At 40.1% G+C, this 26,304-nt stretch carries 37 protein-coding genes and 1 pseudogene; 28 read left to right on the top strand and 10 right to left on the bottom strand.

Annotation, left to right across the window (positions count from 1 at the left end):
* Positions 1-56 precede the first annotated feature (56 nt).
* From groL to groEL, 3 genes and pseudogenes are all read left to right on the top strand, one after another.
* Entirely contained in the window at positions 57-1,700 is a 1,644-nt protein-coding gene (groL, locus tag PVV63_RS04855) for a chaperonin GroEL (protein ID WP_273790908.1), read from the top strand.
* Positions 1,701-1,829: 129 nt separating this feature from the next.
* Positions 1,830-1,976 carry a hypothetical protein gene (locus PVV63_RS04850; protein ID WP_273790907.1) on the top strand — a complete coding sequence of 49 codons (147 nt, stop codon included), beginning with the start codon at positions 1,830-1,832 and terminating at the stop codon, positions 1,974-1,976.
* A 72-nt stretch (positions 1,977-2,048) separates the two neighbouring features.
* A pseudogene (gene groEL / locus PVV63_RS04845) lies at positions 2,049-2,254 on the top strand (chaperonin GroEL); the annotation flags it as partial.
* A gap of 706 nt (positions 2,255-2,960) precedes the next feature.
* Here the strand turns inward: groEL and PVV63_RS04840 are convergent.
* The 5 genes from PVV63_RS04840 to PVV63_RS04820 form a co-directional block, all read right to left on the bottom strand.
* Entirely contained in the window at positions 2,961-3,158 is a 198-nt protein-coding gene (locus PVV63_RS04840) for a hypothetical protein (protein WP_273790905.1), read from the bottom strand.
* Positions 3,159-3,837: 679 nt separating this feature from the next.
* Entirely contained in the window at positions 3,838-4,038 is a 201-nt protein-coding gene (locus PVV63_RS04835; protein WP_273790904.1) for a hypothetical protein, read from the bottom strand.
* Positions 4,031-4,243 (bottom strand): hypothetical protein, encoded by a 213-nt coding sequence (locus tag PVV63_RS04830; protein ID WP_273790903.1) that lies wholly within the window; start codon positions 4,241-4,243, stop codon positions 4,031-4,033. The genes PVV63_RS04835 and PVV63_RS04830 overlap by 8 nt, the downstream gene beginning before the upstream one ends.
* Complete coding sequence (locus PVV63_RS04825; RefSeq protein WP_273790902.1) at positions 4,167-4,403, bottom strand: hypothetical protein; 237 nt, start codon at positions 4,401-4,403, stop codon at positions 4,167-4,169. The genes PVV63_RS04830 and PVV63_RS04825 overlap by 77 nt, the downstream gene beginning before the upstream one ends.
* Positions 4,400-5,062, bottom strand: a complete 663-nt coding sequence (locus PVV63_RS04820; RefSeq protein WP_273790901.1) for a lysozyme — start codon at positions 5,060-5,062, stop codon at positions 4,400-4,402. The genes PVV63_RS04825 and PVV63_RS04820 overlap by 4 nt, the downstream gene beginning before the upstream one ends.
* A gap of 770 nt (positions 5,063-5,832) precedes the next feature.
* Between PVV63_RS04820 and PVV63_RS04815 the strand changes: the two genes are divergently transcribed.
* A complete protein-coding gene (locus PVV63_RS04815; protein WP_273790900.1) occupies positions 5,833-6,111 on the top strand; it encodes a hypothetical protein in 279 nt (92 codons plus the stop codon).
* Between the two features lie 173 nt (positions 6,112-6,284).
* Here the strand turns inward: PVV63_RS04815 and PVV63_RS04810 are convergent, their stop codons facing one another.
* Positions 6,285-7,229: a YopJ/AvrA family T3SS effector serine/threonine acetyltransferase gene (locus PVV63_RS04810; protein WP_273790899.1), complete on the bottom strand. Its 945-nt coding sequence runs from the start codon at positions 7,227-7,229 to the stop codon at positions 6,285-6,287.
* Positions 7,230-8,725: 1,496 nt separating this feature from the next.
* Positions 8,726-9,292 carry a hypothetical protein gene (locus PVV63_RS04805; protein ID WP_273790898.1) on the bottom strand — a complete coding sequence of 189 codons (567 nt, stop codon included), beginning with the start codon at positions 9,290-9,292 and terminating at the stop codon, positions 8,726-8,728.
* 159 nt (positions 9,293-9,451) lie between these two features.
* On the opposite strand from PVV63_RS04805, the gene PVV63_RS04800 reads away from it, so the two are divergent.
* From PVV63_RS04800 to PVV63_RS04750, 11 genes are all read left to right on the top strand, one after another.
* Positions 9,452-9,640, top strand: a complete 189-nt coding sequence (locus PVV63_RS04800; RefSeq protein ID WP_273790897.1) for a hypothetical protein — start codon at positions 9,452-9,454, stop codon at positions 9,638-9,640.
* A gap of 1,469 nt (positions 9,641-11,109) precedes the next feature.
* On the top strand, positions 11,110-11,631 hold the full coding sequence (locus PVV63_RS04795; protein WP_273790896.1) for a hypothetical protein: 522 nt from the start codon (positions 11,110-11,112) through the stop codon (positions 11,629-11,631).
* Between the two features lie 38 nt (positions 11,632-11,669).
* The gene (locus tag PVV63_RS04790) at positions 11,670-12,194 is read left to right on the top strand and encodes a hypothetical protein (RefSeq protein WP_273790895.1); all 525 of its coding nucleotides are present in this window, start codon (positions 11,670-11,672) and stop codon (positions 12,192-12,194) included.
* A 48-nt stretch (positions 12,195-12,242) separates the two neighbouring features.
* Positions 12,243-12,800 (top strand): hypothetical protein, encoded by a 558-nt coding sequence (locus PVV63_RS04785; protein WP_273790894.1) that lies wholly within the window; start codon positions 12,243-12,245, stop codon positions 12,798-12,800.
* 211 nt (positions 12,801-13,011) lie between these two features.
* Complete coding sequence (locus tag PVV63_RS04780) at positions 13,012-13,341, top strand: hypothetical protein (protein ID WP_273790893.1); 330 nt, start codon at positions 13,012-13,014, stop codon at positions 13,339-13,341.
* A 458-nt stretch (positions 13,342-13,799) separates the two neighbouring features.
* Positions 13,800-14,072, top strand: a complete 273-nt coding sequence (locus tag PVV63_RS04775) for a hypothetical protein (RefSeq protein WP_273790892.1) — start codon at positions 13,800-13,802, stop codon at positions 14,070-14,072.
* A gap of 10 nt (positions 14,073-14,082) precedes the next feature.
* Positions 14,083-14,253, top strand: coding sequence for a hypothetical protein (locus tag PVV63_RS04770; RefSeq protein WP_273790891.1), 171 nt, complete (start codon positions 14,083-14,085; stop codon positions 14,251-14,253).
* Positions 14,254-14,429: 176 nt separating this feature from the next.
* Entirely contained in the window at positions 14,430-14,948 is a 519-nt protein-coding gene (locus tag PVV63_RS04765; RefSeq protein WP_273790890.1) for a hypothetical protein, read from the top strand.
* Positions 14,949-14,956: 8 nt separating this feature from the next.
* On the top strand, positions 14,957-15,505 hold the full coding sequence (locus PVV63_RS04760; protein WP_273790889.1) for a hypothetical protein: 549 nt from the start codon (positions 14,957-14,959) through the stop codon (positions 15,503-15,505).
* A 57-nt stretch (positions 15,506-15,562) separates the two neighbouring features.
* Positions 15,563-16,120 (top strand): hypothetical protein, encoded by a 558-nt coding sequence (locus PVV63_RS04755; RefSeq protein WP_273790888.1) that lies wholly within the window; start codon positions 15,563-15,565, stop codon positions 16,118-16,120.
* Between the two features lie 199 nt (positions 16,121-16,319).
* Positions 16,320-16,694 (top strand): hypothetical protein, encoded by a 375-nt coding sequence (locus tag PVV63_RS04750; protein ID WP_273790887.1) that lies wholly within the window; start codon positions 16,320-16,322, stop codon positions 16,692-16,694.
* Positions 16,695-17,197: 503 nt separating this feature from the next.
* On the opposite strand, the gene PVV63_RS04745 is transcribed toward PVV63_RS04750, so the two are convergent.
* Positions 17,198-17,371 (bottom strand): hypothetical protein, encoded by a 174-nt coding sequence (locus PVV63_RS04745; protein WP_273790886.1) that lies wholly within the window; start codon positions 17,369-17,371, stop codon positions 17,198-17,200.
* A gap of 445 nt (positions 17,372-17,816) precedes the next feature.
* Between PVV63_RS04745 and PVV63_RS04740 the strand changes: the two genes are divergently transcribed.
* The 11 genes from PVV63_RS04740 to PVV63_RS04690 all read left to right on the top strand — a co-directional run bounded on the left by PVV63_RS04740 (position 17,817) and on the right by PVV63_RS04690 (position 23,342).
* Entirely contained in the window at positions 17,817-18,014 is a 198-nt protein-coding gene (locus tag PVV63_RS04740) for a hypothetical protein (RefSeq protein WP_273790885.1), read from the top strand.
* A 388-nt stretch (positions 18,015-18,402) separates the two neighbouring features.
* Positions 18,403-18,759, top strand: coding sequence for a hypothetical protein (locus tag PVV63_RS04735; protein WP_273790884.1), 357 nt, complete (start codon positions 18,403-18,405; stop codon positions 18,757-18,759).
* A 231-nt stretch (positions 18,760-18,990) separates the two neighbouring features.
* Positions 18,991-19,356 carry a hypothetical protein gene (locus tag PVV63_RS04730; protein ID WP_273790883.1) on the top strand — a complete coding sequence of 122 codons (366 nt, stop codon included), beginning with the start codon at positions 18,991-18,993 and terminating at the stop codon, positions 19,354-19,356.
* 231 nt (positions 19,357-19,587) lie between these two features.
* Positions 19,588-19,953: a hypothetical protein gene (locus PVV63_RS04725; RefSeq protein WP_273790882.1), complete on the top strand. Its 366-nt coding sequence runs from the start codon at positions 19,588-19,590 to the stop codon at positions 19,951-19,953.
* 13 nt (positions 19,954-19,966) lie between these two features.
* Positions 19,967-21,118, top strand: a complete 1,152-nt coding sequence (locus PVV63_RS04720; RefSeq protein WP_273790881.1) for a DUF6990 domain-containing protein — start codon at positions 19,967-19,969, stop codon at positions 21,116-21,118.
* An 88-nt stretch (positions 21,119-21,206) separates the two neighbouring features.
* Entirely contained in the window at positions 21,207-21,557 is a 351-nt protein-coding gene (locus PVV63_RS04715) for a hypothetical protein (RefSeq protein ID WP_273790880.1), read from the top strand.
* Between the two features lie 397 nt (positions 21,558-21,954).
* The gene (locus tag PVV63_RS04710; RefSeq protein ID WP_273790879.1) at positions 21,955-22,167 is read left to right on the top strand and encodes a hypothetical protein; all 213 of its coding nucleotides are present in this window, start codon (positions 21,955-21,957) and stop codon (positions 22,165-22,167) included.
* 15 nt (positions 22,168-22,182) lie between these two features.
* A complete protein-coding gene (locus tag PVV63_RS04705; RefSeq protein WP_273790878.1) occupies positions 22,183-22,359 on the top strand; it encodes a hypothetical protein in 177 nt (58 codons plus the stop codon).
* A gap of 286 nt (positions 22,360-22,645) precedes the next feature.
* Positions 22,646-22,810 (top strand): hypothetical protein, encoded by a 165-nt coding sequence (locus PVV63_RS04700; protein WP_273790877.1) that lies wholly within the window; start codon positions 22,646-22,648, stop codon positions 22,808-22,810.
* 117 nt (positions 22,811-22,927) lie between these two features.
* Entirely contained in the window at positions 22,928-23,065 is a 138-nt protein-coding gene (locus PVV63_RS04695; RefSeq protein ID WP_273790876.1) for a hypothetical protein, read from the top strand.
* Positions 23,066-23,201: 136 nt separating this feature from the next.
* On the top strand, positions 23,202-23,342 hold the full coding sequence (locus PVV63_RS04690; RefSeq protein ID WP_273790875.1) for a hypothetical protein: 141 nt from the start codon (positions 23,202-23,204) through the stop codon (positions 23,340-23,342).
* 590 nt (positions 23,343-23,932) lie between these two features.
* Here the strand turns inward: PVV63_RS04690 and PVV63_RS04685 are convergent.
* Both PVV63_RS04685 and PVV63_RS04680 read right to left on the bottom strand, forming a co-directional pair.
* Positions 23,933-24,448 carry a short-chain dehydrogenase gene (locus PVV63_RS04685; RefSeq protein WP_273790874.1) on the bottom strand — a complete coding sequence of 172 codons (516 nt, stop codon included), beginning with the start codon at positions 24,446-24,448 and terminating at the stop codon, positions 23,933-23,935.
* Between the two features lie 18 nt (positions 24,449-24,466).
* A complete protein-coding gene (locus tag PVV63_RS04680) occupies positions 24,467-25,030 on the bottom strand; it encodes an NADPH-dependent FMN reductase (RefSeq protein WP_273790873.1) in 564 nt (187 codons plus the stop codon).
* Positions 25,031-25,729: 699 nt separating this feature from the next.
* On the opposite strand from PVV63_RS04680, the gene PVV63_RS04675 reads away from it, so the two are divergent.
* Both PVV63_RS04675 and PVV63_RS04670 read left to right on the top strand, forming a co-directional pair.
* Positions 25,730-25,891, top strand: coding sequence for a hypothetical protein (locus tag PVV63_RS04675; protein ID WP_273790872.1), 162 nt, complete (start codon positions 25,730-25,732; stop codon positions 25,889-25,891).
* 69 nt (positions 25,892-25,960) lie between these two features.
* A complete protein-coding gene (locus tag PVV63_RS04670; RefSeq protein ID WP_273790871.1) occupies positions 25,961-26,188 on the top strand; it encodes a hypothetical protein in 228 nt (75 codons plus the stop codon).
* Positions 26,189-26,304 lie beyond the last annotated feature (116 nt).

The following is a 26,304-nucleotide window of genomic DNA, read 5'->3' as shown; positions in this document are numbered from 1 at the left end:
GAAGCACTTAATTTTTCATTGTGTACTATTTTGAGAAAACTCCAAGGAGAAATTAAATGGCTGCTAAAGAAGTCAAATTTGGCCGTGAAGCGCGTGAGCGTTTGTTGCGCGGTGTCGACATCCTTGCTAATGCTGTTAAGGTGACACTCGGCCCTAAAGGTCGTAATGTGGTGATTGATAAATCATTCGGTGCGCCTCGCATCACAAAAGATGGTGTATCCGTTGCAAAGGAAATTGAACTTGAAGATAAGTTCGAAAATATGGGTGCACAAATGTTGCGCGAGGTTGCTTCTAAAACCAATGATATCGCTGGTGATGGAACAACAACAGCAACTGTTTTAGGACAAGCTATTGTGCAAGAAGGTGTTAAAGCTGTTGCTGCGGGCATGAACCCAATGGATCTTAAACGCGGGATTGATGCTGCTGTTGAAGAAGTTGTGGCAAACCTCTTCAAAAAAGCAAAAAAAATCCAAACTTCAGCAGAAATTGCACAGGTGGGAACCATTTCCGCTAATGGCGCTGCTGAAATCGGTAAAATGATCGCTGATGCTATGGAAAAAGTGGGCAATGAAGGCGTCATTACCGTGGAAGAAGCTAAAACCGCTGAAACGGAATTAGAAGTCGTTGAAGGAATGCAATTTGACCGTGGGTATCTTTCCCCTTATTTTGTCACAAATGCTGAGAAAATGGTCGCTGATCTTGATGATCCTTACATTCTCATTCATGAAAAGAAATTGTCTAATTTGCAATCTCTTCTTCCTGTTCTTGAAGCTGTTGTTCAGTCTGGAAAACCACTTCTCATTATTGCTGAAGATGTGGAAGGTGAAGCTTTGGCAACGCTCGTGGTCAACAAGTTGCGTGGTGGTTTAAAAATTGCTGCTGTAAAAGCACCTGGATTTGGTGATCGTCGTAAAGCAATGTTAGAGGATATCGCAATCTTGACATCTGGACAGGTTATTTCTGAAGATGTGGGCATTAAACTTGAAAATGTCACTTTGGATATGCTTGGACGTGCAAAGAAAGTCAATATTTCTAAAGAAAACACCACCATTATTGATGGTGCTGGACAAAAGAGCGAAATTACTGCTCGCGTCAATCAAATCAAGGCTCAGATCGAAGAAACAACTTCTGACTATGACCGTGAAAAATTGCAAGAAAGACTTGCTAAACTCGCTGGTGGTGTTGCTGTTATCCGTGTTGGTGGTGCAACAGAAGTTGAAGTGAAAGAAAAGAAAGACCGTGTTGATGATGCTTTGAATGCAACACGTGCTGCTGTTGAAGAAGGTATTGTTGCTGGTGGTGGTACCGCATTGTTGCGTGCAGCAAATGCGTTGACCGTTAAGGGAAGTAATCCTGACCAAGAAGCTGGTATTAGTATCGTTCGTCGTGCTCTACAAGCACCAGCGCGTCAGATTGCAAGCAATGCTGGTGAAGAAGCCGCGATTATTGTGGGCAAAGTGCTGGAAAACAATGCTGACACTTATGGTTACAATACCGCTACGGGTGAATTTGGTGATTTGATTGCTTTGGGAATTGTTGATCCAGTGAAAGTTGTGCGTTCTGCTCTTCAGAATGCGGCTTCAATTGCGAGCCTGCTGATTACAACAGAAGCAATGGTTGCTGAAGTTCCAAAGAAAGATACACCAATGCCTCCGATGCCTGCTGGTGGAATGGGTGGAATGGGCGGAATGGATTTCTAAGCTCTTTTCCATAGAAATAATAAAGAAACGGGTCTTCTGTGCCCGTTTTTTTTATGCTTTTTCATGTTTTTCAACCGGTGAATTTGGTGATTTGATTGCTTTCAAGAATTGTTGATCCTGTGAAAGTTTTTGCGTTCTGCTCTTCAGAATGCGGCTTCAATTGCGAGCCTTCTGATCACAACAGAAGCAAAGGTTGCTGAAGTTCCAAAGAAAGATACACCAATGCCTCCGATGCCTGCTGGTGGAATGGGTGGAATGGGCGGAATGGATTTCTAAGCTCTTATTCCATAGAAGTAATAAAGAAACGGGTCTTCTGTGCCCGTTTTTTTTTATGCTTTTTCATGTTTTTCAGCCGGTGAATTTGGTGATTTGATTGCTTTCAAGAATTGTTGATCCTGTGAAAGTTTGTGCGTTCTGCTCTTCAGAATGCGGCTTCAATTGCGAGCCTTCTGATCACAACAGAAGCAATGGTTGCTGAAGTTCCAAAGAAAGATACACCAATGCCTCCGATGCCTGCTGGCGGAATGGGTGGAATGGGCGGAATGGATTTCTAAGCTCTTATTCCATAGAAGTAATAAAGAAACGGGTCTTCTGTGCCCGTTTTTTTATATATTTCTTTTGTTCATACGAATTTTCCTTTTATGACAGTTTCTTTATCTTATAGGATTGTTCTACTCTCCTCTGGTTGATCTACCGTCATTGTGAATGAAGCTCACTCTTAATCCATAGCTTTTTCTCTTGTTTTTATGAAATGTTTCTATTGTGTGGGGATCGTGGTTTCCTTTGAAAATATTGTGCTAATAAAAATATAACTCTTTGATTTATAGTCATTTATTCCTAATGCAGTTCTATTTTTTCATTTTAGGTTTATGTATGCACCGTTAAAAAATCCTGTGTTTGTGCTTCATAAGGTGAGAGGTCACTACGGTTTTATGAACCAACGCAATCATTAAAAGTCAGTAGCTAAGAAGAGTCAGTAGCTAAGAGTTAGTACCTATTGAGCGTTGGAAAGACAGAGTTGAAAAGAGCATGATGGGGCTGGGTTGTTTTTTTATGAATAAGATGCTGGTATTTCAAGCTTTTGCATAGGAGAATAAGCATCTCTCTGTTTCGTTGATCTCTGAAATGGGGAGACTGCTCCATTTGAGAAGCTTAAAGATAAAAGCTAATTTTTCGCCTTGCTCTCATCTTTTTTTCGGTAAGCTCATCACCTAAATTGGAGCCAAACCCATGTTGTTATACTCAAGTTCTGTTTGTTGCCTATATTGTGACAGAAAATTCTTGAGTGGGGAGCAATTTTTGAGCTAAGGGGACCATGACAGGTAGCCGAAAAAAATCATTACGAGACAGTAGGCGCGCTTGTTTTAGAATTTTTAATGCTTCTGATGATAAAGGCACGCGAAATTCTGTTGTAGCCTCATGCCTTCTTTTCATATTTTCGAACCAAGGATTTTCCATATATTCTCTTCAACTTGACCTTTATGCATAGAACATAAGGGCATTGGGAGGCAGGGCATTGGGAGGCAGGGCATTGGGAGGCAGGGCATTGGGAGGCAGGGCATTGGGAGGCAGGGCATTGAGAGGCAGGGCATTGAGAGGCAGGGCATTGGGAGGCAGGGCATTGAGAGGCAGGGCATTGAGAGGCAGGGCATTGGTGGGAGGCAGGGAATTGGGAGGGTGGAAATTGAGAGGCAGGGCATTGGGAGGGTGGGAGGAGCCGGCTTGCTTTTTTATTCAACGTAAAGATGAGAAGTTTTATGTAAGGCTACCATTACATTGCTTGTTTATGCGCTTCTTTAAAAGAAATGTCTTTTAATACAAATTCTTGGCAATGCTATTTATGAAGAGTATAAAATCATTTGGATATCAATAGTTTATTAAAAAAATGTACGTTGGTATGATCCTTTTCTTATGTTACCAAAGTTGCTGACTTACGCGTTGGTTAAAAATCTCTCTTCATGCCCTTAAATTCATTTCATGAAAGCGTTTGTGAAGAGCACGACGTTTGTGAGGCGTGTAAAAATTTCTCGTGAGACGTGAAAAAATCATCAATAAAATCTCCGTGTTTTCAAAAAATAACGAATGGCTTTTTATATTTTAAAAAAAGATTTAACACGTCTCACGTTTTTTATTTATTTTAGAGCTGAATATTCGATTTTTGTGTAAAAATACTTCCCAGCACATCTATGATCCGTGAAAAATCAAGTGCTAATAAGAAAATGATGAATATAATCCACTTCGTATAGCGTGACATCATTTTTACACTTTTATACGTTGTGATGATTTCTTGTAGGATTTCTTTTTCCTTTTCTGTAAGCTCTGTTTTTTTTCTAGCCATGTTTCCACCCACACAAGCCTTCCCCTTGTTTGTTATGCTTTAAAATATCTCTTGCGAGATTTGAACTGATGATATTGAGATCTTTTTTGTCTAAATAAATGGGCATCCAACCAACGCAAGAAAAAGGCTCATTGATTGTTTTTATCGCGCAACCAGTGAGTAAGAGCAGCGCGTACATCAGCATCACTTTTTTGATTAATTTCATTTTCCACCTCTAGCCGTGTTGTTGATGACTTTAGCGTTTTTTCTATTTGCTTTTGTTGTTCAACCTTCTTTCCAAGAGTGAAAGCTTTTGCTAAAGCGATAAAAAAAGCGGTCAGAGCCGCTCCTGTTATCATCAGATTTTTTTTCAACCACCACATCATAAGCGCTGCTCCCGAAACCGTTTTGCCACAAAGAAAATGCCAACGCAGGCGGCTAAAACCATAATGGTTGCCAATGCCCATTGGATGGGACCATTGCCTGCCAATAAGCCCCAAAGTCCAGAAAAAGAACCAATAATCGGTGTAAGCGCTTCTGCTTTGAAAAATCCCATGGGTGTTTGCGTTTCTACGGTTTGGTAGTTGGGAGAAACATAAGCCCCTTTTGCCCATAATCCCGATTCTGCTGCACGACGGTGCACTAAACCGTGAAGACGTTTTCCTCCTGCTTTAGTCCACTTTTGTAACTCAGCAGGGACGGCTTCATATTCGCCATTATTGAGTTTTTTGAGCAGGGTCGAATTACAAAAAGCCGATGTTCCTATATTATAGCAAAACGATACGAGCGCGGCGAATTGTTCATCCGTTAAGGAAACCCGCACATGTTTTTCAACGGTATTCTCAAATTGTCTTAAATCTTGAGAAAGAACTTCTTCTGCTTGTTTTTCAGTAATGATCATGCCCTTGTGAACGAACGGTTTGCCAGCCGTGTTGGTATGACCATAGCCGATTGTCCACACCCCGATGGCATCTTTATAGGCATGTAAACGCAATCCTTCCCATTGTTTAATGAGTGCAAGCCCTGCTTTAGATATTTTTCTCATTTGCTTCTCCATAAAATAAAGCCTCACGGTAACGTGAGGCTGGTTGACAGATTAAAAATGAAATTTTTCACGCTTCAAAAACAGAAGAGATGTGAAACTTTTATGAAATCAAAAGGTTGGTTGTGACATCTTAGGGAATGGGGATAATGGTTGGCTAAGAGGGGTAATGGTTGGGCAAGTGAGATAATGGTTGGGCAAAGAGGGGTAATGGTTGGGCAAGAGGGGTAAATAGTTGGGCAAGAGGGGTAAATAGTTGGGTAAGAGGGGTAAATGGTTGGCAAAGAGGGGTAAATAGTTGGGCAAGAGGGATAATGGTTGGGTAAGAGGGATAATGGTTGGCAAAGAGGGGTAATGGTTGGCAAAGAGGGGTAATGGTTGGGCAAGTGGGGTAAATAGTTGGGCAAGAGGGATAATAGTTGGGCAAGAGGGGTAATGGTTGGGCAAGAGGGGTAATGGTTGGCAAAGAGGGGTAATGGTTGGCAAAGAGGGGTAAATAGTTGGGCAAGTGGGGTAATGGTTGGCAAAGAGGGATAATAGTTGGGCAAGAGGGGTAAATAGTTGGGCAAGAGGGATAATAGTTGGGCAAGAGGGGTAATAGTTGGGCAAGAGGGGTAATGGTTGGGCAAGAGGGGTAATGGTTGGCAAAGAGGGGTAATGGTTGGCAAAGAGGGATAATGGTTGGCAAAGAGGGATAATGGTTGGGCAAGAGGGGTAATGGTTGGGCAAAGAGGGGTAATGGTTGGGCAGGCGTTTTCCGTTAAGAGAGGTTGTTGATTTTAAGACCTTGTCTTGGTGTTTTTGATGGAGCTTTCTTCGTGCGGGCGGTTGTTTGGTTGATGCACGATAAGTGTGGTCTATTGCGGTTGTTTGGTCGTATGGCATTGATGTGGGGGTGTTTGAGATACGAAGTGGATACTCTCAGAAAAACAAGACATATGCTTTTACTGAAGACGAAAGCATTAAATATTTTATGTATCAAGCGTTTTGCTTATCCAAATAGTCTCATTATTACAAAGAGCTTTGGGCTAACAAGAGCTTTGGAATTTTGATACAATTTTAAGAGGGGATGGTTTTTATAGGACAATGGTGCTTTTTCTTTAAGAGGAAAGTTGTTTGCTATTTTTGTTTTATGAGCGCAAAAGCTGGTTTGCTTAGAGAAATCTTAGCTGTAAAGCAGCCTCTCTTCGTTCTTTGATGAATAGGAATATGGAAAAAGCCTCAATTACATCGATAAAGATTTGTATTCAGTGAGCCTTTTTTGGTGGGAGGAAACAGAAACAGTTTTTCCTTCTGTTGTTCTTAAGTTTTTTTCAAATCTCTCCCTCAGGGTTTCACCTTTTTTGTTTACTGTTTCATGTTCAGCATCCGGATTGGCTTTTAAATAGTGTTCTAGACGTCTTCTTCCTTGTGTGTGTTTATAAAAAGTGGTTGGAAGATAGGAATCTAACTTTTCAGCAGATAAAGATGAATTTTGTTCACATAATGCACCCTTAACATTATCTTTGTGCAATCTTGCTAATTTATCAGATTCAAGATGAAGCTTTTTGGCAAGGCTTAAGCTGAACATCCCACATTCAGAAGAGCTTCGCTGAATATCCATTTCTGCCGTGGTAAAATGAATGTTAGGCAATTGGTGATGTTCAATGGATTGTCGCGTTCTTAATGCCAGTAAGGCGGGGAGTGTGTCACGCAGTGAGGTAGGTTCTAAAAATATCAGAGATGTCTTGTCCCCTATGGTTTGATGATCAATGACAGCAAAATGAATTCCCCTATCTTTTGCGTTAACGATCAGCCTAGAAGATTTTATGCCCTTTTCGAGCGTTTCTTTTAGTGAGAGTGCAAAGTCGTCAGGTGTCATTGCAAGTTTAAGATTCATCTCTGGATATTTACGATTTGCTTGATCTACCAAGGCTGGCATCATGTAAAGATCTAAAATGTCATAATAATTTTTGATCCAACTGCCATCGGCATTATGTTGTTCTAAACCAGCAACAATATCTTTTAACTCGGCACGGTTGAAAGGAGTGTTTTTTATTTTTTCGATGTTAAGCCGTTCTAAATGTGCAGCAAGAGTGTCTAATGATGCATTTGCATGCGCCCCTTCAGGTGCGCTTGCGCCTTCTGGTGTTTGTGAGGAATGAGGTGGGGGAGAATCTTGTGGCTTCATAATCTTAGCCTCCATGCTGATGATCGATAGGTGATATTATCTTCTTCAATTCTGGCTAAACAATGTTTTGAAAAAAAGCCTTTGCATCTTGAAAGGTGAGGCGATGAGAGCATAATGATGCCGTTTTCATATTTTTATGCGTGTATTGCTCATCATTGCTGTGATGTATGATATTGGTATTTTATGGGGGGATTATTAGGGCGTTCTGTTGGGAGCCCGTAGTGAATACGGCTTGTTTTGAAAATCTCAAAATTATGGGGCTGTTGGTGATGCAAATTGGGTGATGCAAAAGAAAACAGTCAGAAAAAGACGAAAGATACCTTCAAACCGTAAAGTTTTAAACATTGTCGCGAAACACACTGTTTATAACAGTCTATAATAACTTATAATAGTCTATAATAATGCGAAAATTTTATGATGAAATCTGGACGCAGAAAACCCCTTACCGCACCTGTCATTAAATACGATTTTTCATATTCTGTCAACCGCAAAACGATTATTTTTCCTTTTTTATCGTGGAAAAAAATCTACAGAAAAAAGCTCATTCATTAGCTATGCAGCAAAATATCTTGTTTTAATGGAAAAGTTTTTGATGTGGCAAAAAACATTTTCTCCTTTGAGAAAGGCGTGGACAAGATGAAGGGAGAATTGTGGTTTTGAAATCCGTGGTATTTTATTGATGAAATTGGGAAGGTGGTGGTTGGATGGTGTTGCGGGGCAAAGCTTTAGGTGTTGGCGATTTGTGGGGGCGATTGGGGTTGTGCTGGCTGTCGTATTAGCGGTGGTGTGATGGGTGGAGGGTTATCGGTGCAGTTGTTGATGAGGGAGGAGATTGTTGGTAGGGGCTTTTTCTTTCCTTTAAGGGATGATGCTTTTAATTGTGTAAAGAAACTATGGGTTGTTTTAATGATAAGCTATTGATTTATAGTGGATATTTTATCATTATTTATTTTGAATGAGAAACCCAGATTATGCTGAAATAAAAGCCATAGCGTTTGTCCGTCATAAGATCAGGAAAGCCATATAGAATTGTACAAGAAAAGACGTAAAATGACGATAATGAATTGTCTTAAAAGCTAAGGATGTCGCGATATTGGGCGAAGTTTATGATGAGGGTGGTTTGTTACAATGGGGGTAGAGGGGAGAATGTTGCTGTTTTAAAGAGGGGCAAAATATTTATCCTGCCCATGCCGTGAATATGCCGTGAATTATTGTCCTTTGAGGCATGGTTAAGTGAGGCCATGGGTAGATTAAGGTTAAGTCTCTTTGACAGGTTGAAGTATTTTTTTAAGGGCGTGGTGGATATTTTAAAGCTTGTTTGTTGTGCGCTTTAAGCTTGTTAATTCCATGAAATTCTATGAAAGGGCAAGCTCAGTGGATCTCAAGTGCACTCTGCCAAAAGGGGACTTTATAAAGGAGCTGGTTATAAAGAGGCATGTTATAAAAGGAGGGGGAGAATCTTTATCCTGTGTGAAGGAGAAGAAACAATGGGTGTTTTAGCAAAGGCTCTTTGGGGTAGAACTGTCAAAATGTTTATAAAGGGCATCAAGAATAATACGCAACGAACCAACAAGATTAGGCAGCGGTTGATCTTCTATAACAAGATAGTGTAATGCCGCATGAAAGTTGTGTTGACGATGTAGATATTGTGCTTCTTTAATCGCTTCTTGCATATCTTCATAGTGTTCCGTTGCTCTTTGGACCCATTGCTTTTTTGCTTTCTCATCTGATGCGCTGTGTGTAAAACCATCGTAATAACCGTTTGGTAAACCTTTTGCACATAAATAGTCGTTTCTAATTTGCAAGTATTGTTGTGCCGTGTCATATTGCTCTTTACTGATGCCTGATGAAGCCTCTTTATAGCCAAGCAAACAAAGACGCCCAATATAGGTCCCAACAAGCGGATTTTTCGCTTCTTCGAGGCTTAAACCAAAGTGTTTTGCACGCATTTCAATCGCAGATTGAAGCGCAGATTCGCTGGAGCTTTGGGCACGTGAAATACGGCCTTTGGGCTCTCGCTTTCCTGTTATTTTCGGTCTACCGCGTTTTTTACGTATTTTCATGAACTTAACCATTTGAATGAAAAAGAAACTGTCTGTTGATGGGGGACAGTGATGTAAAAAGCACTTGGCGCAAATATTGGGGGGAGCAAATACTTAAGAGGGGGAAAATACTTAAGAGGGAGAAAATACTTAAAAGGAGGAAAATACTGGGGGGGGGGAGTGAGCAAATACTGGGAAATATCAGCCGTTGCAGATCAAAAAACAAACGATACTAAAGGCGTTTTAAATGCAAAGAAAAGCAACGGTGTGGGGCGAAAAAATCATCTTTTTTATCTTATCCCTATCAGTCTTATCTTCCGCCCCTGTCATGCTTATTTTTTCATGGATAGCGAATTATTTGCTTTTTAAATATTTCTTAACTGTTCTTGAGAGATTGAAGGAAAATTTTTGTCAAATGTGAATGAAAAAATAAGAATGGTGTTTCAAGGGCATGTCATCGTCTTTCTAATGGGAAGTTTTTTCTAATGGGATTATTTGTCTCTTTTTTCACGAGCGCTTTGTGGAAACTTTTCAATTCCACCTTTGAAAAGTCATTGTTTTCTTAAGTTGGGAGCTTGTTATTTGGGTTCTCTTATTTTTTTGTTGGTGGGCGCTTTCCCAAGATATTTGATATACATCACGCTGTTAAGCATATTTTTATCCTTTATAAGAGATATGTTGTCTTCTTTTGAGTGGCAGAGAGCGGCAAAAAGCAAACCTCCGTATCCTATTATAATAGCATAAGATGCTCTATGTTTTCAAATAAAATATCGTTTATCGGCTTAAAATAAACTGTGAATGATCTCGCTATTTGGTTTGGTATTTCCTTTATAAGTATCCTTTATAGAGTATAAAATTTTCCGTTTTAATGGATCTCATCATAAGACGAGGGGATGTCGTTTAAAGGAAAGGATGCATTATCGAAAGAAGCTGTTTTTATAAGAAGAAAATGCCTTTATAAAAAGATGCTTTTATGGGAGATGCCTTGATGAATGTAGGGGCTTTATAAATGTGGGGGCTGTGAGATATTTCATCTTTAATGAAGCCTTTTTAATTAAGAAGCTTTCAAATGAGGATTAAGGTTGTTTGTCGCGCGCTTTTCATACTGGATAATCGGTTGCTTGTTCGACTTTGTGTTGTGTTGCTTTTTAAAGAGCCATGTCTTAGGGCTTTCTTTTGACCATTTCGCAAGGGTGCTCATGAAGGGTATAACGATAAAGTCCCCCAATGAAATCCATATAAAGTTTGAATACTATAAAATCTATTGAAAACTTCCATTTTTACGCTTGTAAAGAAGAAAGTCCATAGCATCACACATTTTGCCAGCTCTCATTTTTGCGACAGCCCTTGGCATTTGAGACGCTTCCTTAGAGGCATTTATCATCCTTTCTTAATATTTTACTCTATATGGCTCTTTCTGCTTGTAACGCGCAAGAGACATGGTTTGGATTGGCCCAATATGGAACAGGTTTGGAATAAGACAATCCTATGCTATTTAGGGTTCTCATTTAAGGTGCTAAATAATAAATTGTTATAAATCAGTATGTTATTAGTAAAATTTTACACATCATATATTTTTTAGATTGAATATTTTTGCTTGTTGAGTTTTGTGAAACATTGTCTTTTAAGGTGTGGGTCATAGATAAGGAGACACAATAGCGTTTGTGCTTGTAAGCCTGAGAGATTGTATGTTGTCGCGTATAGGGAATTTAAAAAAATAGACTTAAAAAGTCCTATAGCACGGGTTTCATGGTGAAAAGAGTGCTCGATAAATCGGTTTTTCTGGTTGCATGTTTTCAAAGAGTGAGTGGGCATTTTAGAAGTGAGAAAATATCCATATGATCGAAGATAAATCACAACACCAATCTATCCATGAGAGAAATACGGCTTTTGCATCACAGCCAGGGGTGAATCAGTCTGCAGTTTTTAAAAAATGGACGGCTCTCTCAAGAAGAGATTACGTCATCATTTTGTGTTGGGCTATCCCCTTGTTGGTGCTTTTTGCCGCGACTGTCTATATGAGCCCTTTGGAGTTTTTTCACATTATATCTAAAGAACAGTTTCAAGCACTGGAGAAAATGGAACAAGGAGATCTTCGAAAAATGACTAAGGAGATTTTGAAACAGCCTTTTGAAAATAATCCTGCTGTCTTGTTTTTGCGTAACGTAGGATGGAATGGTGTTTGGGCTTGTTTATGTTTCTTACCGCAAATGATTTGGTTTTGTCTTGTGCTGTTCTTTCCATTCTTTTTTGTCTTTAACGCCATCTCTAAACGGGATGTCAAGGAAATGATGAAGCTGTGGGATACATTGCCAGAGCAGCAACAGTTAGACAACCAATCTCTCAACAGAACACAATAGGGAAACGAGAGGCTAATTCTTTTGTAAGGAGTTTTGGAATGTTGATCACAGGAGGGTTGGGTGCTTTCATGTTTCTCGGGGAGATCATGATACTGTTTTCTACCGTCATGACAATCTTTGCACTTTATTATTCGTTGATAAAACGGACAATATTGTTGTTTTGGATGCGGCGCAAATTAAAAAAGGGTGCAGCGCAGAATTTGGGGCATAATCAGGCAGGAGGGAAAGGACAGAATACAGTTTGTGCAATAGAATTAAGCCCCCTTTCTTTTAAAGAATCTTTGGAACTTTCAAGAAAAGATTATTTTATCATCTTTTTTCTAGCCTTCATTGTGATTGTATCTCTTACAGGTTTGATAGCTTTTTTTTCTTTTCTTATAAAATCTGCGATTGTTTTACACGGTTATATGGTTCTATTGTTTACGGTTGGCATGTTTGTCATGCAGCTGCTGTTGTGGTTCTGGCTATGGATTATTGTTTTTTTACCTGTCATTTTAATTCTCCATAGTTTCCTTCAGTATGGCGTGGAAAAAACAATGAAGAGGTTAGAAACATTTGTTTGAGCAGAGGATAAAAATGATGATTTCATATCAATGCGATAGGGGGGAAAAGTGACTATTGTTATAAAATGTTTGGCTGTTTTAGGGATCACCATCATTGCCATTTTAATGGCTATAGTTATGGTCAGGCTTCCTTACCTGTTGATCAAGCATATGAGGTTATCTTTTAAAATCGCTCAAGACTTGAAAAAGAGTACGATGCAACAAAAACAAGCCATACAACAATTGCGCAATGATCAGGGAGAAATGAAAAGACACAATCTTGTGCATAAGACCCTTGATGCGAAAATGCGCTTTCTTAACTTCAAAGAATCTCTGCCTCTTTCTTCAAAAGAATGTAAAATAATCTTTTTTATCTTTGTCCTCTTTTCTGTTTTGCGGGCTGCTTGCTCTATCGCAAATTTGGTATGGTGGAAGAGTGATATGATCAGCGGGATCATGTCACTGTTGAACGCTTCTCTATGGATTGGATTTCTTTTCTTTTTTCCGATCATTTGGGTGATGTGCATAAAGTTAACAAGAAAATTGAACAAAATACTTCCACAATTGGAAGAAGCAATAAAACAACGCGATCAGGCAATTCGTATGCAGAATGGGCGTGGAGGATAAAATGACGGGTAGTCTTATAACATTAATAGCCATTTCTTTCCTGTTATATATGATCGTAAATATTTTATTGTGGGTGCCAGTTTGGACAATTTGTTACTTGTTTATCAAGCGTGCGAGGCTTTATTGTCGCGTGAAAAAGGAACTGAAATGCGTGCTGAATGAACGCGATATTGCCTTAAAACAGATCTCCCAAAAATAAAAAAGCAGCAGAATGTTTGATAAAAAACAGCTTTCTCTTGTTTGGCAAGACTATAAAAAAATATTCTATCTTTCTACGGTCATGGCGACTGCTCCAATAGTTATAACTGTTGTCGTTAAAATATGGAGAGGGCAGGACTTTGTTTCTCTTGTCGTATTCGAGCCACTAGCATGGATGCTTGCCTGTGTTTTTTTATTCTTACCGATTGTTTTTATTATGCGTTTTATCGTGACCCGTCAGTTGAACAAAATGATACGGCAATTAGAAGAAGAGGTTGAGCAGAAAGGAGCTCCCGTCATATTATACGATGTGAGCGAGGGGAAAGTGAGCGAGGGAAAGTGAGCGAGGGGAAAAAGTGAAGAGAGGCTTTTGTTGAGCCTTGCTTTTGACTTGTTCATTAAGGTGCATGGGTGTACTTCTCGTTTTATGCTTTTTTATATTTGTGTCGTGTTTTTTAAAGAATTGGTGCTTTTGCTTGAGAGGTGCTCTTGCTTGAGTGGTACTTTTGTTTGAGTGGGATTCTTGTGAGCTTTTAAGGGGAAAGTGAAGAGGGGCTGCTCTTGGATTTTACTTGCTGTTGGTGTTTTCTTAAAGAGAGAAAATCTTGTAACTTATTGTCTTTTTATCAAGCATAAAAATGTGTTTTACCAAGCGATATTGAGAGCGAAAAATCTATACTTAAAGCAAAAGATATTCTGGTGTTTGGGGAAGAAGAGCCCATTTTTTTGCAGGTGGAGAGGTAAGACGCATAAAGAAGACGCGCCAAAAGCTTTAAGTTTTTGATCAAGACGTTTTGCTCCATGGAAAGTGTAATAGTGCTTTTAAAGAGCTTGGGGTGGAGGGGGAAAATTGAAAGAAAAGAGGGACATCTATTTATTTACGAGACCGCTAAGGACAGTTTCTCTCTCTCTCTGGATGAAAAAGGTTTTGTGCAATTTGGTTATGGAATTGTGAGAGACGCTGGTATTCATGCGGCGGCTTGCCAAATAATTAATCCTTATCATTTTGGGGCTTTATCATTTTGGGGGGGCCAGATTGACAACGAGGCATTGAGGCAAAGGGGTGGGTTTTAAGGAAAAGAGATTGAAAATTTTTGAGGAAAAGGTAAGCGTAGGGCGTTTACGTCGTGTGCTTGAGGAAGCTTTAGATGAGGCAATGACTGAGGTTGATCTGGGACTGAGGGTGATCTTGGCAGCGTGCTTGGCTTTCAATATGGGGGCACCACCTTGGGGAAAGGGGTGTTTTGGCTTGTAAGCGCCTCACGTATAGTGCTTCATGTATAAGCGCGTATAGGGCAAATGAATAAAATACGTAGAGGGGATTTATAGTGCTTGCATTACTCTGAGAAGGGTGCTAAGCGAATTTACCGCGCTGGTGGCGTGCTATCAAATATTGAAGAGTGGGAATTTTAGAAGTGGGGGAGTATCCGTATGATCGAAGATAAATCACAACACCAATTTGCCCATAAGGGAGATAAGGCTTTTGTATCACAGCCAGTGTTGAATCAATCGGCAACTTTCAAAAAATGGATGATGCTTTCAACAAGCGATTATATCATCATTTGTTGTTTGGCTATCCTCTTGTTGGTGCTTTTTTCCGCGTCTGCCTATATGGATCCTTTGGAATTTTTTCACGTTATATCCAAAGAACAGCTCCAAGCACTGGGACAAATGAAACAAGAAAGTCTTCAGGAAAGACTTCAGGAAAGTCTTAAACACCCTTTCCAAAATCCTATAATTCAGCATGTTCTTGATGCGGGGTGGAATAGTGTTTGGGCTTTTTTATGTCTCTTACCGCAAATGATTTTTGGCGTTCTTTTTGGTTTTTGTCCGCTCTTTTTTGTCTTTAACGCCGTATTTAAACGGGATGTGAAGGAAATGATGCTACAATGGGAAACCTTGCCAGAGCAGCAACAGCTAGACAACCAATCTCTTAACAGAAGACAATAGGGGGGAAAGTGACCGCTTCTTTAATCATTGGAATGTTGACTGCCGTAGGGACGACAATTTTTATTTGTTCTGCAATTTTTATGGTATTCCTTTCTACCGTGGTGACAATCGTTGCACTTTATTATTCGTTGATAAAACGGACAATCTTGTTATTGGTGACGCAGCGAAAATTAAAAAAGGGTGCAGCGCAGAATTTAGGGCATTATCAGGTAGAGGGTAGAGGACAGAGGACAGTTCTTACAACACAGTTGCGTGCCTTTTCTTTTCAAGAATCTTTGCTTCTCTCAAAAAAAGATTATTTTATGATCTTTTCTATCGCCTTCGTTATGGTTGCACTTTGCACAGGTTTTGTCGTTTTTTCAGCTTTTCTTCCAAAATCTGCGGTTTTTTTGCACAATTACGCGCCTATAGTGCTTCACATTATTGATTTTGTCATGAAACTGCTGTTTTGGGTCTGGGCATGTATTGTTGTTTCTTTACCTGTCATTTTAATTCTCCATAGTTTCCTTCAGTATGGCGTGCAAGAAACAGTAAAGGAATTAGAAACATTTGCTTGAGAAGAGAATAAAAATGATGATTTCACATCAATACGATAGGGAAAAAAAGGGAGCATTATGATGCAACATTTAGCTTTTTTAGGGGGCATCGTCATTGCCATTTTAATGGTTATGGTCATTGTTAGGCTTCCTTACCTGTTGATCAAATATATCAGGTTATCTTTTAAACTCGCTCAAGGCTTGAAAAAGAGTACGACGCAACAAAAGCAAGCCATACAACAATTGCGCAATGATCGGGGAGAAATGAAAAGACACAATCTCGCCCATAAGACCCTTGATGCGAAAATGCGCTTTCTTAACTTCAAAGAATCTCTGCCTTTTTATTCAAAAGAATGTAAAATAATCTTTTTTATCCTTATTCTCTTTTCTGTTTTGCAATCTGCTTTCTCTATCGCAAATTTTGTATGGTGGAAAAATGATAATGTTGCCTTTATCATGCAGCTGTTGAGCCTTATATGGTTAGGGGTTCTTCTCTTTTTTCCGATCATTGGGATCATGTGCATAAAGTTAACGAGAAAATTGAACAAAATACTTCAACAATTGGAAGAAGCGATACAACAACGCGATCAGGCAATGCGTATGCAGAATGTGGAAGGGGGACAAAATGACGAGTAGTCTTATAACATTAATAGCCATTTCTTTCCTGTTCTTTACGCTCTTAAGTGTTTTAATATGGGTGCCAATCGTTGTCATTTATTACCTGTTTATCAAGCGTGCGCGGTTGTATTGCCGCGTGAAAAAGGAACTGAAATGCGTGCTGAGTGAACGCGATATTGCCTTAAAACAGATCTCCCCAAAATAAAAAAGCAGCAGAATGTTTGATAAAAAACAGCTTTCTCTTGTTTGGCAAGACTATAAAAAAATATTCTATCTTTCTACGGTTATAGTGACTGCTCCAATAGTTATAACTGCTGTCGTTAAGATATGGAGAGGGGAGGACTTTGTTTCTCTTGTCGTATTCGAGCCACTAGCATGGATGCTTGCCTGTACTTTTTTATTCTTACCGATTGTTTTTATTATGCGTTTTATCGTGACCCGTCAGTTGAACAAAATGATACGGCAATTAGAAGAAGAGGTTGAGCAGAAAGGAGCTCCCGTCATATTATACGATGTGAGCGAGGGGAAAGTGAGCGAAGGGAAAGTGAGCGAGGGGAAAGTGAGCGAGGGGAAAATGAGCGAGGGAAAGTGAGCGAGAGAAAAATGAGCGAGGGAAAGTGAGCGAGGGGAAAGTGAGCGAGGGAAAGTGAGCGAGAGAAAAATGAGCGAGGGAAAGTGAGCGAGGGAAAGTGAGCGAGGGAAAGTGAGCGAGGGAAAGTGAGCGAGGGAAAGTGAGCGAGGGAAAGTGAGCGAGGGAAAGTGAGCGAGGGAAAGTGAGCGAGGGGAAAATGAGCGAGGGGAAAATGAGCGAGGGGAAAAAGTGAAGAGAGGCTTTTGTTGAGCCTTGCTTTTGACTTGTTCATTAAGGTGCATGGGTGTACTTCTCGTTTTATGCTTTTTTATATTTGTGTCGTGTTTTTTAAAGAATTGGTGCTTTTGCTTGAGAGGTGCTTTTGCTTGAGAGGTGCTCTTGCTTGAGTGGGGATTCTTGCTTGAGTGGGGATTCTTGTGAGCTTTTAAGGGGAAAGTGAAGAGGGGCTGCTCTTGGATTTTACTTGCTGTTGGTGTTTTCTTAAAGAGTGAAAATCTTGTAACTTATTTTCTTTTATCAAGCATAAAAATCTGTCTTACCAAGCGATATTGAGAGCGAAAAATCGATACTTGAAGCAAAAGATATTCTGGTGTTTGGGGAAGAAGAGCCCATTTTCTTGCAGGTGGAGAGGCAAGACGCATAGAGAAGACGCGCCAAAAGCTTAAGTTTTTGATCAAGACGTTTTGCTCTATGGAAAGTGTAATAGTGCTTTTAAAGAGCTTGGGGTGGAGGGGGGAAATTGAAAGAAAAGAGAGATATCTATTTATTTACGAGACCGTTATTTATTTACGAGACCGCTAAGGACAGTTTCTCTCTCTCTGGATGAAAAAGGTTTTGTGCAATTTGGTTATGGAATTGTGAGAGACGCTGGTATTCATGCGGCGGCTTGCCAAATAATTAATCCTTATCATTTTGGGGCTTTATCATTTTGGGGGGGTGCCAGATTGACAACGAGGCATTGAGGCAAAGGGGTGGGTTTTAAGGAAAAGAGATTGAAAATTTTTGAGGAAAAGGTAAGCGTAGGGCGTTTACGTCGTGTGCTTGAGGAAGCTTGAGATAAGGCGATGACTGAGGTTGATCTGGGACTGAGGGTGATCTTGGCCGCGTGTTTGGGCTTTCAATATGGGGGCACCACCTTGGGGAAAGGAAATTGTTCTATCTCTCAAGTGGCTTCTTCTTTACTTGCACACCCTTGGGGCTTTGACATTGCTTGCTGATGTTAACATTTGGCAGCTTTCTCATAAAAGCTTTATGGAAGATGAAAGTTTTGGCTTTGAAAAAAATATCGAAAAAATCAATTTGGGCCGGTTTTGTTGTTGATGATTCAAATCGTCATAAAGACAAAGCAACTTCGTTACGATTTTCTTGCACTCGTTTGCTTCTTCTTTGGAAAGCAGCTTATCTTCCTGAAAATAAAAAGAGCACTTAGAATTTTAGAGTCAGAGACCCAAATTTGTGCAATAGAAGAAGATATTTTTATGAAAATTTGATCGACGAGAAAAGAGAAGCCTTAAGACAGCAGAGAATATATTGTGGGGAAATAAAAACATGATGTTTGAAGTTGATGAAAAAAAAGCACCCCTGATATTGTCTTTATAAAAGATGAGGGATACAAACGCTTGATATTGATGAACCCTCATCCATTGTGAGGACGAAAGCTTCGGTTCATGAAAATGGCTTGAAAATTGAAACAAATGAGGGATAAAAAATGAGGGGCAATGGAAAAAATGCACCATTGTATGAAGAGTTACGGTCTTTTTCGCTTGAAGAAGCGTTTTTGACAAGCAAAAATTATAAAGTCATCTTTTGCATTGCTTTCATTATTACCGCTTTTAAAGTGGCACTCGTTATATTTTTTGAGTGGGATTTGACAGAGTGGTCGAATTATATCCTGTTCATTTTAACATTAATATTGGGTTTTATATCAATGCTTCTTTTTGTGCTCATTCCTGTTGCCTTTGTGGTCCGTATCATCTTTACGCGTTTGTTGAAAAAAAAGATCGATAAGTTGGATCAAGAAATCTGGCAGCGAAGAAAAACCGCTTACCAACAAAACAGCGCGTGAAGGGCGGGCAGAAAATGAATACTGGTCTTTATATATTCTCATGCGTTGTAGGAGAGACCTTCTATTCGTGCGATGTTTGAAGGTGATGGAAAAAAAATGCACTCTTGATATTGTCTTTATAAAAGATGAAGGATACAAGCGCTTGATATTGATGAACTCTCATTCATTGTGAGGACGAAAGCTTCGGTTCATGAAAATGGCTTAGAAATTGAAACAAATGAGGGATAAAAAATGAGGGGCAATGGAAAAAATTCACCATTGGATAAAGAACCACGGTCTTTTTCGCTTGAAGAAGCGTTTTTGACAAGCAAAAATTATAAAGTCATCTTTTGTATTGCTTTCATTGTGGCAGCTTTAAGAACGGCTCTTCTCTTCTTACTCATGTGGCTTGAGTGGAAGTTGGCGGGGTGGGAAGGGGATGTTATAACAGTTCTCTTTTGCATCGTGCAGGTTATATTAGATTTAATTTTTGTACTCATTCCTGTTGCCTTTGTGGTCCGTATCATCTTTACGCGTTTGTTGAAAAAAAAGATCGATATGTTGGATCAAGAAATCTGGCAGCGAAGAAAAACCGCTTCTCAACAAAACAGCGCGTGAAGGGAGGGCAGAAAATGAATACTGGTCTTTATATATTCTCATGCGTTGTAGGAGAGACCTTCTATTCGTGCGATGTTTGAAGGTGATGGAAAAAAAATGCACCCTTGATATTGTCTTTATAAAAGATGAGGGATACAAGCGCTTGATATTGATGAACCCTCATTCATTGTGAGGACGAAAGCTTCGGTTCATGAAAATGGCTTGAAAATTGAAACAAATGAGGGATAAAAAATGAGGGGCAATGGAAAAAATGTATCATTGGATGAGGAATTACGGTCTTTTGCGCTTGAAGAAGCGTTTCTGACACGCAAAAATTATAAAGTCATCTTTTGTATTGCTTTCATTGTGGCAGCTTTAAGAATGGCTCTTCGCTTCGTACCCATGTTGCTTGGGTGGAAGTTGGCGGAGTGGGAAGGGGATGTCGTGGCAGCTCTCTCGTTAATCATGCAGCTTATATCATGGTTTATTTTTTTGTTCATCCCTGTTGCCTTTGTGGTTCGTATCATTTTCACGGTTCTGTTGAAAGAAAAGATCGATATGTTGGAGCAAGCAATCTGGAAGCGGAGAAAAACCGCTTCTCAACAAAACAGCGCATGAAGGGGCAGGGAAAATGATAGATATTAAAATGATGGATATTGTTGTTGTACTCTCGTGGGGTGTGGGCTTGACGCTTTTCACGCTGCTTTCTGCTGTGTGCGTGATGTTTATTTGGGCATTGTATTACTCTACTTTCAAGCGGGTGAGACTGTATTGCCAAGTGACAAAAGAATTAAGCCGCGTGCTTGAACAACCTGTCGCTTTTGAGCCGTCTAGTGGAGAAACGCCGATGATTAAGCCGTTATCTGAGGAAAAAGAGTTTTCTCTTTCTGATGAAGAAATCTTAACGATGGAAAGTGCAACGGCGCTTTTAAAGAGTTTGGGGTGGAAGGTGGAAATTGAGGGAAAAGGGGATCATTTGGCCACCTATTATTTACCAGATCGTGAAGTGCAGTTTCTTTATAATGCTGAGAAGGGGTATCCGCGATTTGATTGTGCAATTGCGGTGGTTTCTGGTATCCATGCGGCGGCTTGCCAAACGATAGACCCTTATAATTCTGGAGGCTTGATTGCTCTTGAATTGAGTTTTGATGTGAAGGGGGTGGAAATTTTTGAAGAAAAGGTAAGCGTTGGATGTTTACGTCGTGCACTCGAGAAAGCTTTAGAAAAGGCAATGACTGAGGTTGATCTTGGCAAGATGCTTCACTCTCAATATAGAATCCTGCCTTGGGAAAACAAAACTGTGGTCCCTCGGTTGGCTTCTTATTCCCTGCGTTATCTTGCAGCTCTGGCTTTGATGGGCGATGTTGAAACTTTACACTCTTATCAGAAAAGCTTTATGGAAGGTGAGAAGCTGGGCTTTGAAACAAGCATCGAAGAGGAGCATCTGGAACGCGCAATGGTGATCGCTCAAGCGGTAGAAAAGACAAAGCAACCCAGTTACGATTTGCTTCAACAGGCGGCAAAGGATTTTTCCATGGAGGTAGAAAGCTATGAATGTTTTAGAGCTACAGATCCCAATTTGTGCAATAGAAGAAGAGATTCTTATGAAAAATTGATCGAGGAAAAAAGAGAAGAATTAAGGCAACAGGGATATTTTGTTTACGAAAAGGACGCGATTTGTGAAGTTGATGGAAAAAACTATCGTCCTCATATTCTTTACATAAAGGATGGGGAGTTAGAATATATGGATGTAGAAATTAGGGTTGAGGAAAAAATTTATTGAGAAAAATAAAGAGTTTAGATAAGTTAAAAAGAGCTTAAACCTAAAAATAGAGCGTAAAAAGCGCGAAGCGTAAAAGCAGAGGGGAACAATGCAGGAGAAAAAAGCAACATTTGAAGAGTCTTTCTTTTCATTTAGAAAATTTATGGTGTCTTCAGTGGAAAGGCGTAAAGGGGTGGGAAGGTGTAAAATAATAGGGTGCCGCTTTTTTATCATGTTTTGTACATGCCTTATCATGATGGCTTTAGAAGTTTCTGCGGGTGCAAAATCTCTGGTACAGCCGTTGCAATGGACAAGATGGGAAGGAATTGGTTCTCTTATTTTTCTCTTACCAGTGTTGATATGGTTTTGTCTTCTCACACCCCTTCCTATTTTGTGGGGCATTTGTCGTTTTAAAGAGCGTAAATTGGAAAAAATAAAGAAAAAACTAAAAAAAAAATAAAGCAGCAAGAGATTAATCAATGAGGTTATACACATGAGGGGTGAGATCGCGTTTTTTATTTTGTTTCTGCCGGTTGGATATTTTCTTCTAAATGCAGTTACAGTTTTTGCCATTTTTGTGAATATGATTATTGTGGCGCCTTATTATTCTTTAATCAAGCGTTTGAGGCTCTATTACAGAGTGAAAAAACAAAGACGTTTGATGAAAGAACATCCACAGCGTTTTTGTTTCTTTGAAAAAAGCGGAAAAGAAAAAGAGAGAGTGCCGCAAAACTTAGCACTAGAAACACAGATAAGTTCCTATTCGTTAAAAAAAATGGCTCGCTTTTTCACGCAAAGATTATATCCTCCACGCATGCCTCTCTTTCATCATTATGTTTTTCAAAGCTTATGTCTATGTGATTTTCTCTAAAGGGATAGCTGCTGAGGTAGATGAGAGCAGATTTGAATATCTTGCCATTCTCTTGCTTTTCTGGTTTTTTTTATCGGTATGTATTTTTGCAACGATCCCTGTTGTTGTGATCCTTCGTGAAATTTTAACCCATCGATTGAAAAAGAAGATTCAGCAGTTGGAAGAAGTGACTGAAGCAACCCAATCAATCAATTTATAAAGAGAAGGGGATAAAATGCATTACGAAATGGCGGCAGCTTGGACGGTGATTTTGATCATTCTGCTGGGGGGTGTTTTTGATTTTTTCTTAACAATACCCATTGTGGCACTGTATATTTCTTTTATCAAGCGTTTGATCTCGTATTACAAGGTTACCAAACAATTAAACGCAGCGCTGAAAAAGCGCATGTAGTGCTCGTGTCATGGGGGAGGCATAAGTTTTAGATCATGCCATTGCTTCACGGCTTGGGCATGCCATTGCTTCACGGCTTGGGAGGAGGGCATCGATTGTTTTTCTCATTTTACGCTGATCTCTGGGGAAAAGGGTTGATGGCAATGAATAGGCTGGTGATAGGTTTGTAATAGGCTTGTATAGGCTTTAATGGGGCGGTTGATCGGAAGTTTGTTGTTTTCTGTGAATTTGCAAAATCGTAAAAACGTGAAACTGTAATAGGGCGTGTGGTTGCTCAAGAGCCGTGATGGTTGTGGGGCGGTTGGGGAGAAAAGGTGCCAATGGAGGCATAAAGGTTGGATTGTGCAATGCGTCAAAATTGGAATGGGGTAATGGAGGGCGCGTTGGGGGAATGGAGGGCGTTGGGGGAAAAGGGCTGATGGCAATGAATAGGCTGATGGTAGGTTTGTAATAGGTTTGTATAGGCTTTAATGGGGCGGTTTATCGGCAGTTTGCTTGTTTTCTGTGAATTTGCAAAATCGTAAAAACGTGAAACTGTAAAAGGGTGTGTGGTTGGTCAAGAGCCGTGATGGTTGTGGGGCGGTTGGGGAGAAGAGGTGTCAATGGAGGATGGTTGGATTGTGCAATGCGTCAAAATTGGAATGGGGTAATGGAGGAATGGGGTAATGGAGGGCGTTGGGGGAAAAGGGCTGATGGCAATGAATAGGCTGATGATAGGTTTGTAATAGGCTTGTATAGGCTTTAATGGGGCGGTTTATCGGCAGTTTGCTAGTTTTCTGTGAATTTGCAAAATCGTAAAAGCGTGAAACTGTAAAAGGGTATGTGGTTGCTCAAGAGCCGTGATGGTTGTGGGGCGGTTGGGGAGAAAAGGTGCCAATGGAGGATGGTTGGATTGTGCAATGCGTCAAAATTGGAATGGGGGAATGGAGGGCGTTGGGGGAAAAGGGTTGATGGCAATGAATAGGCTGGTGATAGGTTTGTAATAGGCTGGTGATAGGCTTTAATGGGGCGGTTTATCGGCAGTTTGCTAGTTTTCTGTGAATTTGCAAAATCGTAAAAACGTGAAACTGTAAAAGGGTGTGTGGTTGCTCAAGAGCCGTGATGGTTGTGGGGCGGTTGGGGAGAAAAGGTGCCAATGGAGGATGGTTGGATTGTGAAATGCGTCAAAATTGGAATGGAGTAATGGAGGGCGTTGGGGAAAAGGGTTGATGGCAATGAATAGGCTGATGATAGGTTTGTAATAGGCTTGTATAGGCTTTAATGGGGCGGTTGATCGGAAGTTTGTTGTTTTCTGTAAATTTTTAAAATCGTAAAAGCGTGAAACTGTAAAATGGTGTGTGGTTGCTCAAGAGCCGTGAGGGTTGTGAGAGGGGGATAAGCCCGTGTGAGAAGGGTTAGAAAAACGTTTGGTTTTGGAGCTGTTGATATAGGCATGCTGTTTAGAGGCGTAAGGGAGGGGGATTGTTCGTTCTCAAAGCCTATGATGTAAGAGAGTATGGGCTATTCAAGAGGGTGTTCGGGTATGGATAGAGATTGAAGGGGCACTGCTTCTTTGCAAAGCCATAGGTGTTGCTCATAAGTTTTGTTTATTCATATGTTTTTTTATGGCATCCAGTACCTGTTGGCTTATCTCCTTATGGGTCAGCCATCGTAAACCTTTGGGCGTTGTTTTTTGTCCTAATTGAATGGGGATAAAATCAACCTTGTTTTTGCGCGCGCACTCGAGGATCATTTGATCATGCGTGTTGGAACCAAAAATATGAAGAATACATGGCGGTTTAGGTAAAAGAGCTAACTGCTCAATTAATGCGCAAGAAAATGCATGGGCGGGCGAATGAATCCATAATATGCAATATTTTAGATCATGCCATTGCTTCACAGCTTCTAAAAATTGCGCCTTTGATGCCGCACAATCATAATCCAACGACACACACAACTGTTTGTTGTGCAATGCCTCAAGCTGGACTTTATGGGAAAGAAAGCGTGCAGCAATAATCACTTCTTGCGGCTTTAGTGATTGATACAAAGGGGCTAGCATCCCTGTACCCCCTACCACTAAATAACGATAGTGCGCATCCTTTTTTTTCATGCCCCCTCCCTTATTACTTTAAATCCCACCTCTTTGCTTTAAAAATGTGTACATTTCATCAGCAAGTCTTTCACAACGTGTTTGTACCTCTTCACTTGTAACTTTCCAAGTACGACCTTCATCATCTGAGGAAAAATCTTCGTTGGAAGAGGCGATTTGACATTGGAGTGTATAACCATAAAGCGTGTGCACCACCGGAACTAAATGTTCACACGGTTGTGCGCATTTTTTGGCCGTACTCCCATGAGAGATAAGCCCAACAGGTTTATTTAAAAAGGCATTATAGCTCAAATTATCAAGAGCATTTTTTAAAACACCCGAATAAGACCCTTGATAAACGGGGCTTGCTAGAATAACGCCATCAGCCGCTGCAATGGTTTTTACAAACTCACGGACCGCAGCACTTGGATTAGCCTCTACCTGCTGATGATAATCGGGATCTGTCATCGGCAAGGGCTGTTCACGCAAATCAACCCACTGAAGTGATGCACCCCGCTTTATGAGGCAATCCGCTAAATAATTGGCTAAAGTTCTTGTTAAGGAAGGTTGACGCACAGACCCCAAAATAATTGCTATATTCAACAGGATTCTCCTTTATCTTTTCCCCACAAGCCTATAACGCAAGGCTTATAAAGAAGTGTGAGTAAAATGGCGCGTATCAATGCTGTTTATAAAGAGCAATTGTGCTGATATCGCATAGTTATAGAATCAATCCATGCTAACAAGATTGTTGACAAAACAACACCTCAAACTTGCAAGGGAATGTTAGTGCTTTCATTAATATTAAAATGCTTGATCTCAAGAATTGCGGCTGTCTCTCTGTCTTAGAAGCGCTTTGATGAATATATTCTGAGCTATTGGCTTGCAAGATCCCCAATGAAAAATGGAATATATCGTCATATTTTGAATGATCATTGATCCTTTTTAATTGGAATAAGAAAGTTGTAAGATTTTCTCATTTCAAATGCTCTTATTGCGCGATCATTTGCAAATCAATGGAAGTTCCTTTTTTCATGTCTTAAGTGGGGGTCCGAAAACAATTGAGAAAAGAATAAAAATGCTTCTGTCTTTTCAAGGGATAAAGGCTATCGTAGAAGCTAGATATGCTTGTTTTTAGGGCAAGAGGTGGGGTTGTCGTAGGAGCCTTAGGCTAATGGGGTTGTCCGTGTTGAGGAACGAGTTATGGCGTAGCTTGTTGCAAGGGAGGGTAAGGCTATTGTAGAGGCCGCAGGGGGCGTATATGAATGGTGCCGGATTACATTTTTTATTGAAACAATGGTAGTGATAGAGTTTATAGTAAGGGGATATATTCATGGGAGCGCTATTGTTATCCCCTTCATGGGGGCTGTTTATGAAATGGGGGTGATGCGCGGTGGTTTGCAAGTGTTGAGAGATGTTTCTTTAAAACAAGCACGTGAATTGGCAAAAGTATTGGCAACATGAATATGCAATACGAGTGTTCTTTGGGTATTCTGTTTGACGACAATGGACGCAATGGTGCTTTGAGAGATTATGCGTATTACAAGGGAGGGTAAGGCTATTGTAGAGGCCGCAGGGGGCGTATATGAATGGTGCCGGATTACATTTTTTATTGAAACAATGGTAGTGATAGAGTTTATAGTAAGGGGATATATTCATGGGAGCGCTATTGTTATCCCTTTCATGGGGGATGTTCATGAAATGGGGTGTATGCGCGTTGGTTTGGAAGTGTTGAGAGATTTCTTTAAAACAAGCACGTGAATTGGCAAAAGTATTGGCAACATAAATATGCAATACGAGTATTTTCTGGGGTGTTCTGTTTGACGATAATGGATGCAATTGTGCTTTGAGAGATTATGCGTGTCCTTATAAAGTTA

This window comes from Bartonella sp. CM31XJBT (genome assembly GCF_028618555.1).
GTDB lineage: Bacteria > Pseudomonadota > Alphaproteobacteria > Rhizobiales > Rhizobiaceae > Bartonella.
Note: the sequence above shows the minus strand (reverse complement) of the source record. Positions and strands in the feature narration are given on the sequence as shown.

Bases quoted from the DNA above. Each gene is read 5' to 3' on its own strand.
- groL (WP_273790908.1), top strand. From the start codon at position 57: ATGGCTGCTAAAGAAGTCAAATTTGGCCGTGAAGCGCGTGAGCGTTTG.
- PVV63_RS04840 (WP_273790905.1), bottom strand. From the start codon at position 3,158: ATGGAAAATCCTTGGTTCGAAAATATGAAAAGAAGGCATGAGGCTACA.
- PVV63_RS04835 (WP_273790904.1), bottom strand. From the start codon at position 4,038: ATGGCTAGAAAAAAAACAGAGCTTACAGAAAAGGAAAAAGAAATCCTA.
- PVV63_RS04830 (WP_273790903.1), bottom strand. From the start codon at position 4,243: ATGAAATTAATCAAAAAAGTGATGCTGATGTACGCGCTGCTCTTACTC.
- PVV63_RS04825 (WP_273790902.1), bottom strand. From the start codon at position 4,403: ATGATGTGGTGGTTGAAAAAAAATCTGATGATAACAGGAGCGGCTCTG.
- PVV63_RS04820 (WP_273790901.1), bottom strand. From the start codon at position 5,062: ATGAGAAAAATATCTAAAGCAGGGCTTGCACTCATTAAACAATGGGAA.
- PVV63_RS04810 (WP_273790899.1), bottom strand. From the start codon at position 7,229: ATGAAGCCACAAGATTCTCCCCCACCTCATTCCTCACAAACACCAGAA.
- PVV63_RS04805 (WP_273790898.1), bottom strand. From the start codon at position 9,292: ATGAAAATACGTAAAAAACGCGGTAGACCGAAAATAACAGGAAAGCGA.
- PVV63_RS04795 (WP_273790896.1), top strand. From the start codon at position 11,110: ATGATCGAAGATAAATCACAACACCAATCTATCCATGAGAGAAATACG.
- PVV63_RS04790 (WP_273790895.1), top strand. From the start codon at position 11,670: ATGTTGATCACAGGAGGGTTGGGTGCTTTCATGTTTCTCGGGGAGATC.
- PVV63_RS04780 (WP_273790893.1), top strand. From the start codon at position 13,012: ATGTTTGATAAAAAACAGCTTTCTCTTGTTTGGCAAGACTATAAAAAA.
- PVV63_RS04775 (WP_273790892.1), top strand. From the start codon at position 13,800: ATGGAAAGTGTAATAGTGCTTTTAAAGAGCTTGGGGTGGAGGGGGAAA.
- PVV63_RS04765 (WP_273790890.1), top strand. From the start codon at position 14,430: ATGATCGAAGATAAATCACAACACCAATTTGCCCATAAGGGAGATAAG.
- PVV63_RS04755 (WP_273790888.1), top strand. From the start codon at position 15,563: ATGATGCAACATTTAGCTTTTTTAGGGGGCATCGTCATTGCCATTTTA.
- PVV63_RS04750 (WP_273790887.1), top strand. From the start codon at position 16,320: ATGTTTGATAAAAAACAGCTTTCTCTTGTTTGGCAAGACTATAAAAAA.
- PVV63_RS04740 (WP_273790885.1), top strand. From the start codon at position 17,817: ATGGGGGCACCACCTTGGGGAAAGGAAATTGTTCTATCTCTCAAGTGG.
- PVV63_RS04735 (WP_273790884.1), top strand. From the start codon at position 18,403: ATGAGGGGCAATGGAAAAAATGCACCATTGTATGAAGAGTTACGGTCT.
- PVV63_RS04730 (WP_273790883.1), top strand. From the start codon at position 18,991: ATGAGGGGCAATGGAAAAAATTCACCATTGGATAAAGAACCACGGTCT.
- PVV63_RS04725 (WP_273790882.1), top strand. From the start codon at position 19,588: ATGAGGGGCAATGGAAAAAATGTATCATTGGATGAGGAATTACGGTCT.
- PVV63_RS04720 (WP_273790881.1), top strand. From the start codon at position 19,967: ATGATAGATATTAAAATGATGGATATTGTTGTTGTACTCTCGTGGGGT.
- PVV63_RS04715 (WP_273790880.1), top strand. From the start codon at position 21,207: ATGCAGGAGAAAAAAGCAACATTTGAAGAGTCTTTCTTTTCATTTAGA.
- PVV63_RS04705 (WP_273790878.1), top strand. From the start codon at position 22,183: ATGCATTACGAAATGGCGGCAGCTTGGACGGTGATTTTGATCATTCTG.
- PVV63_RS04700 (WP_273790877.1), top strand. From the start codon at position 22,646: ATGGTTGTGGGGCGGTTGGGGAGAAAAGGTGCCAATGGAGGCATAAAG.
- PVV63_RS04695 (WP_273790876.1), top strand. From the start codon at position 22,928: ATGGTTGTGGGGCGGTTGGGGAGAAGAGGTGTCAATGGAGGATGGTTG.
- PVV63_RS04690 (WP_273790875.1), top strand. From the start codon at position 23,202: ATGGTTGTGGGGCGGTTGGGGAGAAAAGGTGCCAATGGAGGATGGTTG.
- PVV63_RS04685 (WP_273790874.1), bottom strand. From the start codon at position 24,448: ATGAAAAAAAAGGATGCGCACTATCGTTATTTAGTGGTAGGGGGTACA.
- PVV63_RS04670 (WP_273790871.1), top strand. From the start codon at position 25,961: ATGCGTATTACAAGGGAGGGTAAGGCTATTGTAGAGGCCGCAGGGGGC.